Genomic DNA, 15754 nt, shown 5'->3' with positions numbered 1-15754 from the left:
TTCGCCGTCATGTCGAGAGCATGGATCATAGCCCCGCTCCCTCCGCCGGTCCGGTGGGCCCGGAGCGTCGTTGCAACTGTTCGATGACGGCGGCCTTCGGGCCATCGGCGACGAGGCGCCCGCGGTCGAGAACAAGCAGGCGATCGACAAGGCTCAGCATGCTGTGGCGGTGCGTCGAGATCAAAAGGGTTACGTCGCTGCTGAAGACATTGGAGAGCTTGTTGATCAGCTCACGCTCGCTGGCGAGATCCATGGCCCCGGACGGTTCGTCGAGGAACACCACCTTCGGCTTGCGCAACAACAGCCGGGCTATGGCAACCGCCTGTCGTTGCCCGCCCGAAAGCTGGGACCCGCGCTCGCCGACCGGCATGTCGTAGCCGCGCGGATGATGGGAGACGAAGTCGTCGACGCCGGCAAGTCGCGCTGCCGCGACCACCTCTTCATCGCTGGCGGTCGGGTTCGCCATCAGCAGGTTTTCCTTGATGGTGCCGGAAAACAGGTCGGAATTCTGCGATACGAAGGAGACCGCCGAGCGGACGACGGAGGGGTGCAACTGCCGGATGTCGACGCCATCGAGCAGAATACGTCCGGCGCTTGGCGCATAGAGGCCTGCGAGGAGCCGTCCGATCGTGGTCTTGCCCGAACCGATGCGGCCAATGATGCCAACACGCTCGCCCGCTTTTATCGTTACATTCATGCCGCTGACGACTTTGTGGTCGGTCCCCGGATAGGCGAAGTCGAGATTGGTGAAAGTGATGCTGCCGTTGCGGATCTCGCGGTTGACGAAACCGATCGTGTCCGGCCGGTCCTCGGGCTGCTCCATGACCGCATTCAGGATTTTGAGCGACAGAATAGCCTGACGCAGTCGGGCCAGCGTCATTGCGATCTGCCCTAACGGTGCGACGGCCCGGCCGGCAAGCATGCTGGCTGCAATGATCGCACCCGAGGAGATGTTGCCCTCAGTGAATTCGTAGGCGCCGGCGACGACAATGCAGACCGTCACCAATTGCTGCACGAACTGGGTCGCGTGTGAGGCCCAGGAGGAGATTTCCTTGATCTGCTCGGCCGTGTTCGAAGAATGCTTGGCCAGTTCGTTCCAGCGGCGCAAGAGCTGCTTTTCCGAATGCAGCGTCTTCACCGTCTCGATGGCGCTGATCGTCTCGACCAATAGCGCCTGACGCTGGGCAGATTCATTTGAGGCAGCGGCAACTCGGTTGCCGATCTTGTATTGCGCGACGTAACCGATCAGGAGGCTCAAGAGGAACGCAACCGCCGGGATAAGCGCGATCCAGCCTGCGACCGCGTAGACCGCCGCGATGAAAACGAAGACGAAAAGGCTATCGATGAGGGTGCTCAGGGTATTCGACGTGAAGAACTCGCGAACGAATTCATACTGCATCGCTCTGTTGGCGTACTCGCCGGTAGAAGCTGGCCGCGATGCCATCGTCGCATGCAGGATCTTCTCGAACAGCATGTAGGAGAGCTTCAGATCGGCCTTCCGTCCGGCAAAATCGATCAGTGCGGCACGAACCGTCTTCAGCAGGAAGTCAAATAGAATGGCGGTGCTGATGCCGAGCGCCAGCACCCAAAGCGTGGCGATCGCCTTGTTCGGGAGAATCCGGTCGTAGACATTCATCGTAAAGAGCGGAGCGGCCAGCGCCAGCACATTGATGAAAAAGGCGGCGATCGCCACCTGCACATAGGCCTGCCAGAAGGGCTTGACCGTGGCTGTCAGCCAATGCCTGCGGTCGATGTTGCGGGCCTCGCCGACGCCACGGCCGGAAGCCGTATTGAGATAGGTAGCCGAGAAGGACACAGCATAGGCGAGATTGCCGAGCTGCAGTTCAGACAGTCTCACCGCCGCATCGCCGAGTGCCGCGGCTCTGTTCGAAAGGCTCAACGTCCCGTCAGGCGCCTCTTCCAAAAGCGCCATGGCGCTGCCGTCGCGGAAGACGAGCAGCAGCGGGTACACGAAATCACGGTTGCCGATCTCGCGCCCGGAAACGATTTCCGTTTCCAGGCCAACCCGCTCCGCAATGCGTGAAACGTCTTCGGCGCTCGGCAACCGCGCGTCGAAAGGAACGTCGGAATAGAGTACGCTATCCGACGACGGGCGGTTCAAGAAGATGCAGATCTCCTTGAACGCCTCGGAAAAGCCAGTCAAAGACGGGCCGATCTGGAAATGCCTGTCAATGCTTTGCACTACCACCGATTGTGTCCACCCTGACGAGGACTATCATTTCTGCCGGATCGGCGCCAACAAATCGAGCGGCAAGTCGTTCGTCTGGCGCGACGGTACACGGCGATAGGTCTCCGTGGGCGGCGTATCCGGGACATTGAACTCGTTGCGGGCATAGGCTTCGGCCTGGGCCGGCGCCTTGATCTGCATCGTCGACAGGAGCTGGCCGGTCGCCGCAAGCAGGCGGTACTCGGCAAACAGAGCGGCGTACTGCGAGGTTTTCGCCAGAACGCTGACATTGAAACGCGAATTCTGCGCACCGAGCACGTCAAGCAGTGAACGCTGTCCGACCTTGAGCTGTTCACGATAGGATTCGACGAGCTGTACGTTCATCTGCGCCTGCGCGTTCAGCGTACGGGAGATCTCGTACTGGCTGTTGCGGCGTTCCCAGGAAATGCGGACGGCTTCCTCGACTTCGCGATGCGCCTGGTGGAAGACCAGCCGCTGCTCGCTTGCACGGCGCATCTGCTCCTGCTCGTTGGCGATGTCGATACCGCCACGATAGAGGTTCCACTTCGCCACGATCCGCGCCTGAGCATCCCAGCTGTTGCCGGTCTCGCCGCCGATATCGTTGCCCGTGCGCACGCGCCCTTCCGCGAAGACTTCCGGAAGCATGTTCGAGCGCGCAGCCTTCACCTGCGAGTCGGCAGCGCTGATGTCGGAATCGGCGGCCTTGATGCGCGGGTTGTTGCCGCGGGCAATACCGATTGCCGTCTCCAGCGTCTTTGGCAGGACGCCGGCCACCGACTTCGGCATGGACGGCTTCGTGATCGGCTGGCCGACCAGGCGGTTGAAGCTGATCTTGACGGTTTCGAGCGCTTCCTCCGCTTCCTGCAGACGCGCCTTGGCCGACAACAGGCGTTCACTCGCCTGTTGTCGGTCGGCATCGGTCAGCGCGCCGCCTGAGATCAGCGAACTGATATCCGACAGGATCGACTGGTGCACGCCGACGTTCTTGCGTGCTTCGGCGACGATTTGCTGCTGGAGAATATACTCGAAATATTCGCGGACGATCTGCAGACCGATCGTTTCTGACCGTTCGAGAACGCGGAAGGAGGCGCTGTCGACGCGCGCCGCCTGACGCTCCAGCTCAGCGCGACGACCACCGCCGTCGAACAGCTTCTGCGTGATGGTCAGGCCGACGTCGGAAGGATAGAGCGGATCATTCTCGATTGAACCAAGGCGGCGGGCCTCGTCCTCGAGATGTTGAACACCCGTCGAAGCTTCGACGTCGATGCTCGGCAGATAGAGACCGCGCGCCTGCCGCAGTTCAAATTCGATTGCCTCGCGATTCTCGATCGACTGCCCGATTTCCGGATTCGATTCCATCGCAATCTGAAGCGCTTCCCTCAGCGTCATCGCTTCCGCGGCGCCACTTGCAAATACGGTTGTCGCGAGCAGAACGGAAAAAAGCCCGCCCTTAAAATTCTTCCCCACTTTCAATGCCATCCCCCTCGCAATCAGTACGTCATGCTGGTTAATCCGAGCGTGCGCTAGAACTGCCTAAATTTATTGATAGATAATACAGAGGTAATATATGGCGGTCACCAATTTTGGGGTGGTTCCGTAGCGTCCCAAGCTTTCGCACGGCTATGTTGCAAAAATGGAACATCCGTACGCCAGTCAACGAAACCGTAACCTATTGAAATAAATAAATCGGCGGCAAGTGCTCTGGGCCGCAAGAAGTATCAGGCGACTGCAACGTTGCCGACGACTCAACGTCTGCGCGATACAATAGTTTAGCCTCAGCCGCTGCGAGCGGAGATTACCCGTCTTTTCGGCACTGACCCTGGCGCCCGCCAAATCAGGCGGAGGGGAGCCGGACGAAATCGACGGTTTGGGTTCCCTCGCCGGCAACCAGGACAGTCTCGGATGCTGCCGCACGGCGCAACCGTTCGAGGTCGACGCTGCCGTCGAACAATGCGCCGCCGACGCTGAGGGCCAGATCGACCTTGCTGCCGTCTGCCGAGAAGTGTGCCGAAGCCAAAGCCTTCGTCAGGCGGATGGAGACCTGCTCGGCATCTTGTTCGCTGGCGCCGACCAAAAGGACGTCGAAGCTCGCAGGGCCGGTTCGCGCAACGATGTCGTCGCGCCGCACCGAGGTGCTGATCGTGGACGCGACGAACTGGAGCAGTTCCTCGCTCCAGGCCGGGCCGAAAGCCGCACCGACATCATCGAGGTTGTTGATCCTGAGATGGATGAGTGCTCCGTGGAGCTCTTCGCCGGCGCGTTGCCGGCGGCGCTCGAGGCCGTTGACCTGCTGGACCAGCCCGCGGCCGGTTACGCAGCCCGTCGTGGCGTCGTGGGCGACGACATGATTGATCTGGTTGCGAAGGCGCTGTGCCCGGCGAAACTGGGTCGCCGCCACGACGATCAGCGGCACGCCCATCAACAGGGAGATCAACGCGGCGCCAACTACGGCGGCGGCATAGGGCCGATCAACGAGAGCGACGAGGCTGAGATAGACCAAAACCTGGGCGAGTACGGCGAAACCAATAATGCCACCGATGACATATTGCGCGATTCGCCAGTCCCTTTGCCCGTTGAATTGCACTTCTCTTCGCATCCACCGCTCCCGATTCACCAATGTCGATCGGTCTAGCGCGAGTTTATGGATATTCCATTTCCTGGGTACCTACAACTTTATGCAGTGGACGAGCTTTCCAAGAAAAATGCTCCAAATCGGGATAGCCGGTTCGCCGACAGCAGCTTTCCGGTCCATCTCGTGGCCATCAGCGCGCCGCCAACAACCGCCGCCGAAAAGAAGCGATTCGATACCGGATGTCACCCTGTCGATGAGACACACGCGCAGCAGCGCTTCCCAAGCAGTCGCCGGCGCTGATTGATCCTTTGGTCCTCAACAGACGAAAGCAAGGCCGACCTGATGGGGCGCGGCCGGTCTCGAGTGCCCGATGGCCCCCTGTTTCCGTTCAATTACGGCGGGTCGGGAACCCTCCCCGTCGTTCGGCGTTCCTACTGCGCGGGGCGCCATCGCCCGATGCTGAAGCGCCATGAAAGGAACCGATGATGTATGACAGGGAGCGTTGGCCGGAACAAAGGGCATCAACCGGACTGCCGGTCGGAATCATGCTCCTTTCAGCCTTAGCCTTAACCGCCTATCTCGCCGTCGGGGGCGCATTTTCGGACGGTGGTGATCGGGTTGTCGTTTACATCCCACAGGCAATCGGAAAGTGACGCACGCGGCCGGGTGGCGAACCCCTCAACTTGGGCTAGGCGGTGCTGATCTCGGTGTCGCAGTTTGTGCCTATTGGTTGGTTGTGCGATCGCCCGTTCTCCGTCCTTGAGACGACGGAGTGCCGACTGCCCTGCTTCTTCTCGGCCGAAATGATCACGTCGTGGCGAGACGGATGTGGATCTTTCGAACCGGCCCCTGCGCGCGGCCCCAATGTTTGCTAGATCGGCTATAAGTCATTCACTCAATCCAATCAGGAGAAATCATGGAAACCGTCGAGATCAGCGGTCGCAGCGACTTCGCACTCTGGGCAATCCAGCGCGCCCAGGAAATTGTTACGGCCGAGGGCGCCGCCTTTGCTATGGCAGCGCGCGACATGAATGAGCAAACGCTCGGCGAAACGGCGGCCGCGCTCGGCAAAGCGATTAGCGATGCCATGCTCGAAGTTTTTGACGGCCTGACCGAGGAGTGACCTGAGCCGCCGGGGTGCTGCCGGTTTCGCGAGAACGGCGTGCGCCGCATATTTAAATGAAGGGTGATTGCTCGCGATCCGCCGCAGATCTGGCATGTGGTTCGCGGCCTGAAGGGCCCACCTTACGCCTGCCACAAATCGGCCTTCACGTCGGCCTGAACGCAAGTGTTCGCACCAGTCCTCCATCAACGCATCCAGTGTTGGCAGGCTCATTTCCTTCGCACGTCGAGGCCCAATGCTTCGGCGATGGTGATGGTTTGGTCGATTGTGATGATCGCGCCTTTGAGGTGCACGTTCTCCGGTTCGATCGCACTGAGGTCGCTGCCCCTGAGGTCACAGGCTGAAAAATCGACACCGTGCAGCCACGCGCCGGAGAGATCGGCGTCTCTCAGCGAGCCACCCTTGCAGGAGGCACCGGTTAGGTCTGCCTCCCGCAAGCGGGTTTCCTTGAAGGATGCGCGGCCGAGACCGGCGCCGGGCAAACCCACGAAAGACCAGTCGCCGCCTGACACCTGCATCTGGTCGAGGTCGCATGCATCGAACATGCTGCCGACGAACTTGCACTCGGTAAACCGGCTGTCGAAGAATTTGCAGGACACGAAGGTGCAGTTTACGAAGGCCCCCGCCTGATGCGACGAGGCATTGAAACGCGCCCGCCGGAAAGTGCATTCTTGAAAGACGATGCCAACGGTCTGCGCTTCGGTCAGGTCAAGATCGACGAACAGAGTGTTCTGATGACGCTCGCGATCGATCTGCCGGCCGTACCAGTCCGCACCGGCAATCGTAATCTCTGTCTTCGGCGGCGCTTCGCCGTATCGTCGTTCAGCCATCTTCATCCATCCATGGAGCGCGTTTGACCGCGGACGGCTTCCATTCCGTCATCCTGTTCGACCGGGCAACAATTCACGACACCGGCACGACCTCGTTTCGGGCGAGCGCCAACGCGTTGTCCGACCCGATTAGCAGAGTCGACAGATCCAAGTAACTGGCAAGCGCCGCAGACCAGCCCGGTCGTGGGTCAGTCGTCGATCCGGAAACCGACCTTCATGACCACCTGGTAGTGGGCCACTTCGCCATCCTTGATGTGGCCCCGGATCTGATCGACCTCGAACCATTCGAGATTTCTCATGGTTTTCGAAGCCCGCGCGATCGCCGTTTCGATCGCCTCCGTGACGGAAGACTTTGAACTGCCGACAAGTTCCACCTTCTTGTAGACATGGTCACTCATGACACCCTCCCGGTTGCCTCTAGAAGCGAACCACAAGCCTACACGCAAAACACGAAAACAGCACCTGACCCTTGCATCGAGCGCGACGCTGAACTGCAGGTATCGCCACGACTTGCTTCGCATGTCCGTCTGACGGCAAGGCGGGCGTGACCAAAAGCGGATCATGTCCGGACCGCCGCGCCAGCTTGATTTGCACAACGAACGTGCAGTTTGCCTGGGAATGCCCGGTCTTTGCCGCAGATCGGGCGCGCGGTCGCGCAAATGCAACGCCATTTCAGATGGCCCAACTCTTGCTTCACATCGTCTGAAACATCCAACCAGGGGAATGTCGAATGATGTTGAGTGGGGTGCTGCTATCGCTGCTGCTGAGCGTTTCAATGGCCTTCAGCCTGACGGAGCTGAGTTTCGCGCGCATTGACCGCAGCCAGCAATCGGGCGGCGATGCGGTGCGAATGACGCTCGCGATGTCAGCTGGATTGACCGCTCTAGGATTGGCTTTCAGTCATCAGGGGCCATCGCTCGGTGCAATGGCAGTCATTGTCGGCATAGCGCTCTCATGGCTGGCGGCGCGGTTCGCCTCACGAAGCGTTGCGCTTGCCGTCGCTATCCTTTCGCTCGGCATCTATCTGCAGTTCGCAGAACTCGCACCGTCGGGCGTTTGAGCTCGGGCGCATGAAACCGTTCGTCCTTCGGTCACGATCGCATCCATCGCGATGTCGTGCCATTGCGGTCTGATGCTCTCCATTCTTTGCTGTTCGAAGCCGACACCGATCACGAACGGCTTCGGCTGAAGGACGGCGAGTGTGCGATCGTAATAGCCGCCGCCATAACCCAAGCGATAACCGCTTTCATCGAAACCGACGACGGGTGCGATGACGATCGTTGGCCGAACATCCCGCCCCTTCGACGGAAAGGGGATCCCCCAAACCCCTCGCTCAATCGCTTCGCCCGCGCGCCAGGATCTAAAGCCGAGAGGCTTGCCCTTGGCGAGGACCAGCGGCAACGCGCAGTCAGCGCCCCGGGCAATAAGCGTGTTCATCCAGGCGCGTAGATCCGGCTCCCCACGGAACGGCCAGTATAGCGAGATCGTTTCGCCTCGAACGTTGGCCAGAAGTTGGTCGAGCGCAGAGACGATCGCGTCTGTCCGTGCGGACCGTTCTACACTCGGAATGCCCTGTCGCGCGGGTATCAATCTCTTTCTTTCCTGCTCCCGCCACTGCGCGATCGAGAGCGCCTCCGGAAACGCCAGCCCCATATAGGCTGGATCCACCTCGTGCATCAGGCACGGCGGTGACGAAAAGCGTGGGGGAATATCATCCTCATCAGACGTGCACATGGTCGATGGCCCTTCTCCGTTTCGGGAAATGTTTCGAACGCAGTTTCACGACCTCACCTTGATTATCATTTCCTATTCGAGAACAATAACGCAGCTTCATTCCCTATAGTAGATGAAATGGACTTCACGAGCCTTGAGATCTTCCTGCTGGTAGCCGAGCGCACCAGCGTGACCCATACCGCCGCCGAAATTGGCCGTGCGCCGTCCAACGTCACCAACCGTATTCGCGCACTTGAGGAAGAACTGGGCGTCGGCCTGTTCAACCGCGACGGCAAGAAGATGACGCTGACGCGCGAGGGACGTGTTTTCCGCTCCTATGCCACCCGGCTGGTGGCGCTCCGTGACGAAGCCTGCAACGCGCTGAAGCCGACGACGGTGCCTGAAGCCTTGCGGCTTGGCAGCATGGAGAGTACCGCTGCCAGCCGCCTTCCGCCGGTCCTGCAGACGATCAATCGAACGCACCCGGAATTGGCGCTGAGGCTCACCATAGGTTCGACGGCGGAACTGACCCGGGCAGTGCTTGCGGAGGAGATCGACTGTGCGCTGATCGCTCGTTTGCCAAGCGATCTTGCGATCCCGCGACCCGAGCTGGTCGCCGACCTCGATGGCGAAGCGATTTACCGCGAAGACATATTGATCGTCTTGCCCGCGTCGCATCCGCCGATCACAACGGCACTGGACGTGCGCGTGAACTGGCTAGCGGCGCTTGAACCTGGATGCACCTATCGTCGTGTCGCGGAACAGTGGGCTCGTCCTTCGCCAACGATTGCGACCAAAGAGGTTTCCTCCTATCACGCCATACTGGCGAGCGTTGCCGCGGGTGATGCAATCGGTGTAGTGCCACGCTCCGTGTTCGAACTGATGGACTGGCCAGGCTCCCCCCAAACCCATTCGTTGGGTGAAATTCAGACACTGCTCATCTATCGTAGGGCGGCCAGCTCCCCTGCGATCGAAATCCTGCGCCACGCATTGCTCGCTGACGCCGGGTCCACTGAGAATTCTAAGCTACGCACTGCCAAGCACAGGTGACTGCATGACCAATTCGCCCAATCAGCCGCCGCCGCAACCGACGGGCCGTCGTTTCTTCGCGCCGATCCTGGCTGGTGCGACATTGAGGGAGCGCCTGATTGCGTGTCTCGGTGCATTGGTTGGTATCCTCCTGACCGGCATGATCAGCGGTAGCATCTTTGGCGGCGGTCCCAGCCTCCCCTTGATCGTCGCGCCGATGGGCGCGTCCGCGGTTTTACTATTTGCTGTTCCCGCAAGCCCGCTCGCCCAGCCGTGGTCAATCGTCGGCGGCAATACGATCTCCGCTTTCGTGGGTGTGCTTTCAGCGATGTTCGTACCGGATCCGCTGATCGCAACCGGTATCGCCGTGGGGCTGGCGATTGCGGCGATGTCTTTCACCCGCTGTCTGCATCCGCCCGGCGGCGCTGCTGCGTTGACGGCAGTGCTGGGCGGCCCGGTCGTGGCGAGTTGGGGCCTGCTCTTCCCGCTGGTACCCGTCGCACTCAATTCATGCCTGCTGGTGGCCCTCGGGATCCTTTTTCACAAGCTCGCGAGACGCAACTACCCTCACGTCGTCGCTCCGCCCGCAAACACGCACGCGACCATTGATCCGCCCGCCAGTCGTCGGGTCGGCTTTACTGGCGCGGATGTCGATGCTGCGCTCGAGGCGTTGGATGAAACGTTCGATATCAGCCGGGAGGATCTTGATCGCGTGCTGCGCCAGGTGGAATTGCAGGCCGCAATACGGGCGACACCCCACATCCTGTGCCGGGATATCATGTCGCGCGACGTCATCTGCGTCCATCAGGACGACAGCAGCGAGGTCGCGCGCGCCTTGCTTCTCAAGCACAATATCCGGACCATACCTGTAAAGGATGGGAACGAGAGGCTTGTCGGTACTGTCGGCCTGAGGGAGTTGACTGAACCCGGCGCCACCGTCGGGGGCGACGTTGCGACGCCAGTGGTTGCGCGCCAAGACGACCGGGCGATGAGCCTGCTCCCGGCGCTGACCAGCGGATCAATTCACGCAGTCATCATTGTCGACGACGATGATCGCGTTCTGGGGCTGATTTCGCAAACGGATCTGCTGGCCGCGGCAGCACGGACGTTGTTCGATCACAACTCAGGCCGCGAACAGGCTGCGTAAGCTCTACTTCGCCCCACCCGGGATCAAGCCACGGTGTCCGTCCCGGGGACGAAAAGATCAGCGCTGGCTCAATGCAGCGAAACCTGTCGCGTCGGTTGCCCCACATGATACACGAGCGGTGCTTCGCTCGAGATCAGTCGCGCAACCAGACGCCCCGACGCCGTGATCACATCGATGACGGCGTCGCGATAATCGTCGTCCTTGGTCAGTTCGTCGACGATCCTTTGACCATAGGCAACTGCGGGTCCGTCTGATGGGTATTTCCGGCCAACTTCGTCGCGGCTAACGACGCCTGCTGCATAGATATTGAACAGATAGCGGCGCATGATATTCCACTCCATACGGGATGCCGTGTCGGCGCTGGCCATGCTGAAGGAAGCGAAGGCGCTGTGAGCGGCATTGCAGGGTTTGAAATGACCCTGCAGCCTAGCGCGACCTCGTCTGCTTGTCGCGTGACCCGAGCGTGACAGTTGCTCTATGTTAAGCATCATCACTGTTCACCGCGCTGGTGCCAACCAGACAGACACGATTTCGACCTGGCTTTGCCGGCCTCGTGGATGCCTGACGCCTGCGCCTAAGAGGCAGTCAGATCACGACGGAAGCACGCGCGGTTCTGGTTGTTTGCGCAAGCACAAAGACCAAAATCCTCCCCTCGCCTAGTCAAGAAAGATCCCAGCACTGCACGGCAGTCCGGAGGTCGCCGGCGCCGGGGCGACCGTCATGCGTTGCGCTCAATTCTAGTCGGTTCAATGCGTCCGACTTTTTCCAGGCGCCGCGTGGATCCCGTCTGCAAGCATCCAACAAGGAACAGATGATGACCAACCTCAGCCTCGAAAGCACAGTCGCAACGATCGCAGCCGAATTGCCGGGAGCCGCGGAACTCTTCCGCCGCTACGGCATCAGCTTCTGTTGCGGCGGCAAGATGTTGCTGTCGGAAGCCGCGCTCAAGGCTGGCATCGTCCCTTCGGCCTTGTTGACAGAACTGGAAACGCTGGAGCGGGCCGCAAGTCGAGATGCACCCGAGGAGACTGCCGACCTTATCGCCCATCTCCTCCACAGGTACCACCAGACGCACCGTGCCGAACTCACATGGTTGATCCCGCTGGCTCAGAAGGTGGAACGTGTGCACGGCGGCCATCCGTCGGCGCCGGTTGGGCTTTCTCAAGCCCTGGAAGCGCTCCGGGAGGAGCTCGAAAGCCACATGCTGAAGGAAGAGCTTGTGCTGTTCCCGATGATGCAGCGCGGCGACGACGCGACGATTTCCTATCCGATCGCGCAGATGCGCCGGGAGCACGACGACGAGGTGGAACATCTGAGAAAGATCGAGCATCTCACCCACGGACTTTCCTTGCCCGAAGGCGCCTGCGGTTCGTGGACAGCACTCTATACCGGGTTGCGTAAGCTCACCGACGACCTTGTCACTCATATGCATCTTGAAAATGCCGTATTGTTTCCGCGCTTCGAGGCCGGCCTCCAGACGGTTTGACGATCGTGGCGCCAAAGGCCTGGGCAGCAATCTGGGAGGCGCCGCATCGACCTCTGTTCTTTCTGGCGGGCCTATGGGCACTGGTTGCGCCTGCTGTCTGGTTTCTGCCCGAGGGCATGGGGCCGGGCAAAATTGCCTGGCATCGCCATGAGCTTCTGTTCGGCATGGCCGGGGCGGCTGCAGGAGGGTACCTGCTGACCGCCCTGCCCGCCTGGACAAAGAAGGGCCCGGTCTCTCCTGATGTCACCATGTTCGCGACCGCTCTGTGGTGTTTGGCCCGGTTGACGACGGCAATTTCGACGCGCCTGCCGCTCGCCGCTGCCGCGATCGGGATGTCCGCCTATTTCGTGTTCATCGCGGTTGTTCTTGCCCATGGGGTTGCGTCAAGCAGAGCGGGACGCCGCCTGTGGGCACCGCTTGCCATGGCGCTGATCGGCATGCTCAGCCTCTCGTGGCTACGCGGAGAGACGGGCTACGCCGACGAAGCGCCGCGGGTCTTCCTCGTCCTGATTACCCTGATCGGCGGGCGTGCCGTGCCCGCTTTCACACGCTCCTGGCTCGAACGAACTGGTGACGCCGATTTCGTTCGGGACCGGCCCGGGTTTTCCTACCTGGCGATCGCTGGCATGGTTGCAGCCGCCTGGTTTAACGCTTCCGAACAATCGAATGCAGAGGGTCTCGCCCTCGTAGTGTCCGGCTTGGCCCTTGTGCTACAACTGAGAGGCTGGCAATGCCTCAGGGCCCATCGCTACCCGGCGCTCGTCATTCTGCATCTCGCTTATTTCTGGACGCCGGCGGCTCTCCTGCTCATCGGCTTCGCGACCATGTCTCCAGACCATCTGTCACCTGCGACGGCCGTGCATGCAGCGACCATGGGGGCAATGGGAACAATGATGGCCGCGCTCATGATGCGCGCGGCGATGGCCCGCGACGAAGGCCTGCTCGTACTCGGCCGGATCATGGCATGCGCCTTTGCGCTCATCTGTCTCGCAGCAATGATCCGCATTCTGGCCGAATGGCTCGCTAACACATATTTCGATCCGATCGTTGCCGCAGCGACGTGCTGGATGTCGGCATGGGCACTGTTTCTCATCGCCTACATACCAGCACTACGCGGCCCTGTTCCCAGACCGGTCCTGAGTGCCGACAGGGCACGATTGGCGCTGAACGAACATAAGCTTTAGTCTTTTCGCGCGCGGTAGACTTCAATCAGGCGCCGAAGGCGATTTCTGTTGGTAAGTGCGCGCCGGTCACTAGGCAATGACTCATGAACATTTTCAGGTCACAAGGTCGCGCTAGCTTCTGGAAGATCCTTTTAGCGGTAGCCGATGCCACGCCCTCCCAAGACCTCGCCTCACAATGCCAACACCTCCAGTCATGGGGCCAATCTCCCGGAATTTGCGGGATCGGCTGCCGAGCCCCAGGCGTCCGCTTCGGACCCGTCGGAAGGGGCTGGACAATCCACGGAGCCACCACCGTCCCAAAGGCTGTTCGGCAAAAGCAGACAGGCAGCTCGCCATCTGCTGCAGGCGCTCGGTCACGATCTGACAGCAGGTTTCACCTTAGCTCGCATCAGAGCCAAGCATGCTGCATCTCACCTGAAAACGAAACTTAGGCCCTCGAATGAAGGCGACGGTACGTCAACTGTCGACCATCTCCGTGGGCGGTCCGTCGCCGCTTTCACCAAAGTCGGAGGCCGCCTTCGCGCTCTGCGTAAGACGCCCGCCGAAGATCACGAGCGCACGTTCACAAGGCCAGGCTGGTGGAAGTTTGCCATAGGGGTGGCGCTCCTCGCCTGCGTCCTTCTACCGGGCAGCGTACTCGTGTGGGCGCTGAAGGATGTCCCCTGGAGCGAGATCCGCGACGGAACGCTGAAGCCTATCGTGGTGTTGGAAACGGCAGACGGAGGACCGCTGGTAAGGCAGGGCCCCTATCAAGGGCCTTACGCGCAGTACGACCAATTTCCGCCGCAGCTGATCGATGCCGTGTTGTCGATCGAAGACCGCCGTTTCATGGACCATTTCGGCGTCGATGTCAGAGGGATCGGACGGGCGCTCGTGCGCAACTTCGAGGCCGGTTCGGTGGTCGAGGGCGGCAGCACCATCACCCAGCAGCTGATCAAGCTGCAATATCTCGACAGCGACCGAACGATAAAGCGAAAGATCCAGGAATTCGTGATCGCCCTGTGGCTGGAGTGGAAGCTCGGCAAGCAGGAAATACTGACGCGTTACCTCAACAGCGCCTATCTCGGCGCCGGCGCAACCGGTATGCCGGCAGCCGCGCGGATCTATTTCAACAAGGACATCGGCGCACTCAACCTGCAGGAATCGGCTATGCTGGCGGGGTCGCTGCGGGCGCCGAGCCAGTGGAACCCGATCGACAATTTTGAAGGTGCGCGGCAACGCACGTCGGTCGTCCTCGACACGATGGTAGCCAATGGCAAGATCACCGCGCCAGAGGCCGCACAAGTCAAGGCGAGCTTCGCGAAGCTCCACCCGACGACGCCGACGCCCAGGTCCGGAAGCTGGTTCGCCGACTGGATCTCGCCGCAGGCGAGTGAAATCGCCGGCGCATCCCCGGGTTCGACCACGGTTCGCACGACACTTTCCCCACAGCTGCAACAGATCGCTGAACGGGTTGTGAGGAATGCCCTGGACACTGAAGGAAAGAAGGTAGGCGCTTCCCAGGCTGCCTTGGTTGCGATGACGCCGGATGGCGCAGTCGTCGCCATGGTCGGCGGTCGCGATTACAAGCAAAGCCAGTTCAACCGCGCGGTCACGGCGAAGCGGCAACCGGGCTCCACTTTCAAGCTGTTCGTCTACTATGCGGCCCTGAAGGCCGGGCTCAACCTGAACGACCAGGTCCTGGACGCGCCGATCGATATAGACGGCTGGTCGCCGGAGAACTCCAGCGGCGGCTATCGCGGCTGGGTCACACTTGCGGAAGCCTTCGCCCGATCGCTGAATGCGCCGACGGTGGCGCTTGCCCAGGAGGTCGGGCTCGACAATGTGATCGCCGCTGCGCGCGAACTGGGCATAAACGCGCCGCTAGCCAATACGCCTTCCCTGGCCCTTGGCACTTCGGAGGTCAACTTGCTTGACCTCACCAGCGCCTATGCCTCCGTCCATTTCGGCAAGGCGCCCGTCGAGCCCTGGGGCATCATCGATTTTCAGGCAGCCGGGCAGTCGGAGGCGTTTCGGGTTGGCTCTCAAGCCGCGCCGACCGTCGATCTTTCAGCCTATCAGCAGGATCTTGTTGGCCTTCTGCAGTTGGTGGTCGAGCGCGGAACCGGACGCGGGGCTGCTCCCGGCGCATTTGCGGCCGGCAAGACGGGAACCAGCCAAAACAATCGTGATGCCTGGTTCGTCGGTTTCACAGAGCCGCTCGTCGCCGGCGTATGGGTGGGCAATGACGACGACACGCCGATGAAGGGGGTCACCGGCGGTGCGTTGCCAGCACATATTTGGCGGGACTTCATGCGGGAAGCGATGGCGGCGCCTGCGGCAGGGACGCTTGTTGAAAGCCCGGCCGCGCCGCAGTCCTGCAATATCACGGCCTGCTCGCGCAGCTATCGCTCCTTCCGACCGTCGGACTGCACCTATCAGCCCCACTTCGGCGGACGGCGGCTTTGCGAAAAGTGAACTC

At 60.9% G+C, this 15754-nt stretch carries 14 protein-coding genes; 7 read left to right on the top strand and 7 right to left on the bottom strand.

Annotation, left to right across the window (positions count from 1 at the left end; translation table 11 throughout):
- Window positions 1-25: 25 nt before the first annotated feature.
- The 3 genes from PWG15_RS25345 to PWG15_RS25335 all read right to left on the bottom strand — a co-directional run bounded on the left by PWG15_RS25345 (window position 26) and on the right by PWG15_RS25335 (window position 4805).
- Entirely contained in the window at window positions 26-2209 is a 2184-nt protein-coding gene (locus PWG15_RS25345; protein ID WP_425536815.1) for a type I secretion system permease/ATPase, read from the bottom strand.
- A 27-nt stretch (window positions 2210-2236) separates the two neighbouring features.
- Window positions 2237-3688, bottom strand: coding sequence for a TolC family outer membrane protein (locus tag PWG15_RS25340; RefSeq protein WP_425536814.1), 1452 nt, complete (start codon window positions 3686-3688; stop codon window positions 2237-2239).
- A 355-nt stretch (window positions 3689-4043) separates the two neighbouring features.
- On the bottom strand, window positions 4044-4805 hold the full coding sequence (locus PWG15_RS25335; RefSeq protein ID WP_275026861.1) for a GGDEF domain-containing protein: 762 nt from the start codon (window positions 4803-4805) through the stop codon (window positions 4044-4046).
- An 892-nt stretch (window positions 4806-5697) separates the two neighbouring features.
- Here PWG15_RS25335 and PWG15_RS25330 point away from each other — a divergent pair.
- Window positions 5698-5904 carry a hypothetical protein gene (locus PWG15_RS25330; protein WP_275026859.1) on the top strand — a complete coding sequence of 69 codons (207 nt, stop codon included), beginning with the start codon at window positions 5698-5700 and terminating at the stop codon, window positions 5902-5904.
- Window positions 5905-6113: 209 nt separating this feature from the next.
- On the opposite strand, the gene PWG15_RS25325 is transcribed toward PWG15_RS25330, so the two are convergent.
- Together PWG15_RS25325 and PWG15_RS25320 are read right to left on the bottom strand one after the other, a co-directional pair.
- Window positions 6114-6734 carry a pentapeptide repeat-containing protein gene (locus PWG15_RS25325; protein ID WP_275026858.1) on the bottom strand — a complete coding sequence of 207 codons (621 nt, stop codon included), beginning with the start codon at window positions 6732-6734 and terminating at the stop codon, window positions 6114-6116.
- A 188-nt stretch (window positions 6735-6922) separates the two neighbouring features.
- Window positions 6923-7132: a dodecin gene (locus PWG15_RS25320; RefSeq protein WP_057249612.1), complete on the bottom strand. Its 210-nt coding sequence runs from the start codon at window positions 7130-7132 to the stop codon at window positions 6923-6925.
- Window positions 7133-7464: 332 nt separating this feature from the next.
- Between PWG15_RS25320 and PWG15_RS25315 the strand changes: the two genes are divergently transcribed.
- Window positions 7465-7794 carry a hypothetical protein gene (locus tag PWG15_RS25315; RefSeq protein WP_275026854.1) on the top strand — a complete coding sequence of 110 codons (330 nt, stop codon included), beginning with the start codon at window positions 7465-7467 and terminating at the stop codon, window positions 7792-7794.
- On the opposite strand, the gene PWG15_RS25310 is transcribed toward PWG15_RS25315, so the two are convergent.
- Complete coding sequence (locus PWG15_RS25310) at window positions 7755-8411, bottom strand: 5-formyltetrahydrofolate cyclo-ligase (RefSeq protein ID WP_275026852.1); 657 nt, start codon at window positions 8409-8411, stop codon at window positions 7755-7757. The genes PWG15_RS25315 and PWG15_RS25310 overlap by 40 nt on opposite strands.
- Window positions 8412-8585: 174 nt before the next feature.
- Here PWG15_RS25310 and PWG15_RS25305 point away from each other — a divergent pair, with 174 nt between their 5' ends.
- Together PWG15_RS25305 and PWG15_RS25300 are read left to right on the top strand one after the other, a co-directional pair.
- Window positions 8586-9497, top strand: a complete 912-nt coding sequence (locus PWG15_RS25305) for a LysR family transcriptional regulator (RefSeq protein ID WP_275026851.1) — start codon at window positions 8586-8588, stop codon at window positions 9495-9497.
- Window positions 9498-9501: 4 nt separating this feature from the next.
- On the top strand, window positions 9502-10623 hold the full coding sequence (locus PWG15_RS25300; protein ID WP_275026850.1) for an HPP family protein: 1122 nt from the start codon (window positions 9502-9504) through the stop codon (window positions 10621-10623).
- A gap of 68 nt (window positions 10624-10691) precedes the next feature.
- On the opposite strand, the gene PWG15_RS25295 is transcribed toward PWG15_RS25300, so the two are convergent.
- Window positions 10692-10949, bottom strand: coding sequence for a DUF6894 family protein (locus PWG15_RS25295; protein WP_275026849.1), 258 nt, complete (start codon window positions 10947-10949; stop codon window positions 10692-10694).
- Between the two features lie 488 nt (window positions 10950-11437).
- Here PWG15_RS25295 and ric point away from each other — a divergent pair, with 488 nt between their 5' ends.
- From ric to PWG15_RS25280, 3 genes are all read left to right on the top strand, one after another.
- The gene (gene ric, locus PWG15_RS25290; protein ID WP_275026848.1) at window positions 11438-12109 is read left to right on the top strand and encodes an iron-sulfur cluster repair di-iron protein; all 672 of its coding nucleotides are present in this window, start codon (window positions 11438-11440) and stop codon (window positions 12107-12109) included.
- 5 nt (window positions 12110-12114) lie between these two features.
- Window positions 12115-13293, top strand: a complete 1179-nt coding sequence (locus tag PWG15_RS25285) for an NnrS family protein (RefSeq protein WP_275026847.1) — start codon at window positions 12115-12117, stop codon at window positions 13291-13293.
- Between the two features lie 144 nt (window positions 13294-13437).
- Window positions 13438-15750, top strand: coding sequence for a PBP1A family penicillin-binding protein (locus tag PWG15_RS25280; protein WP_275026845.1), 2313 nt, complete (start codon window positions 13438-13440; stop codon window positions 15748-15750).
- Window positions 15751-15754: the final 4 nt, after the last annotated feature.

Source organism: Ensifer adhaerens, assembly GCF_028993555.1.
Taxonomy (GTDB): Bacteria; Pseudomonadota; Alphaproteobacteria; order Rhizobiales; family Rhizobiaceae; genus Ensifer; species Ensifer adhaerens_I.
The sequence above is the reverse complement of the archived record's forward strand: the minus strand, read 5'-3'. Positions and strand labels throughout refer to the sequence as shown.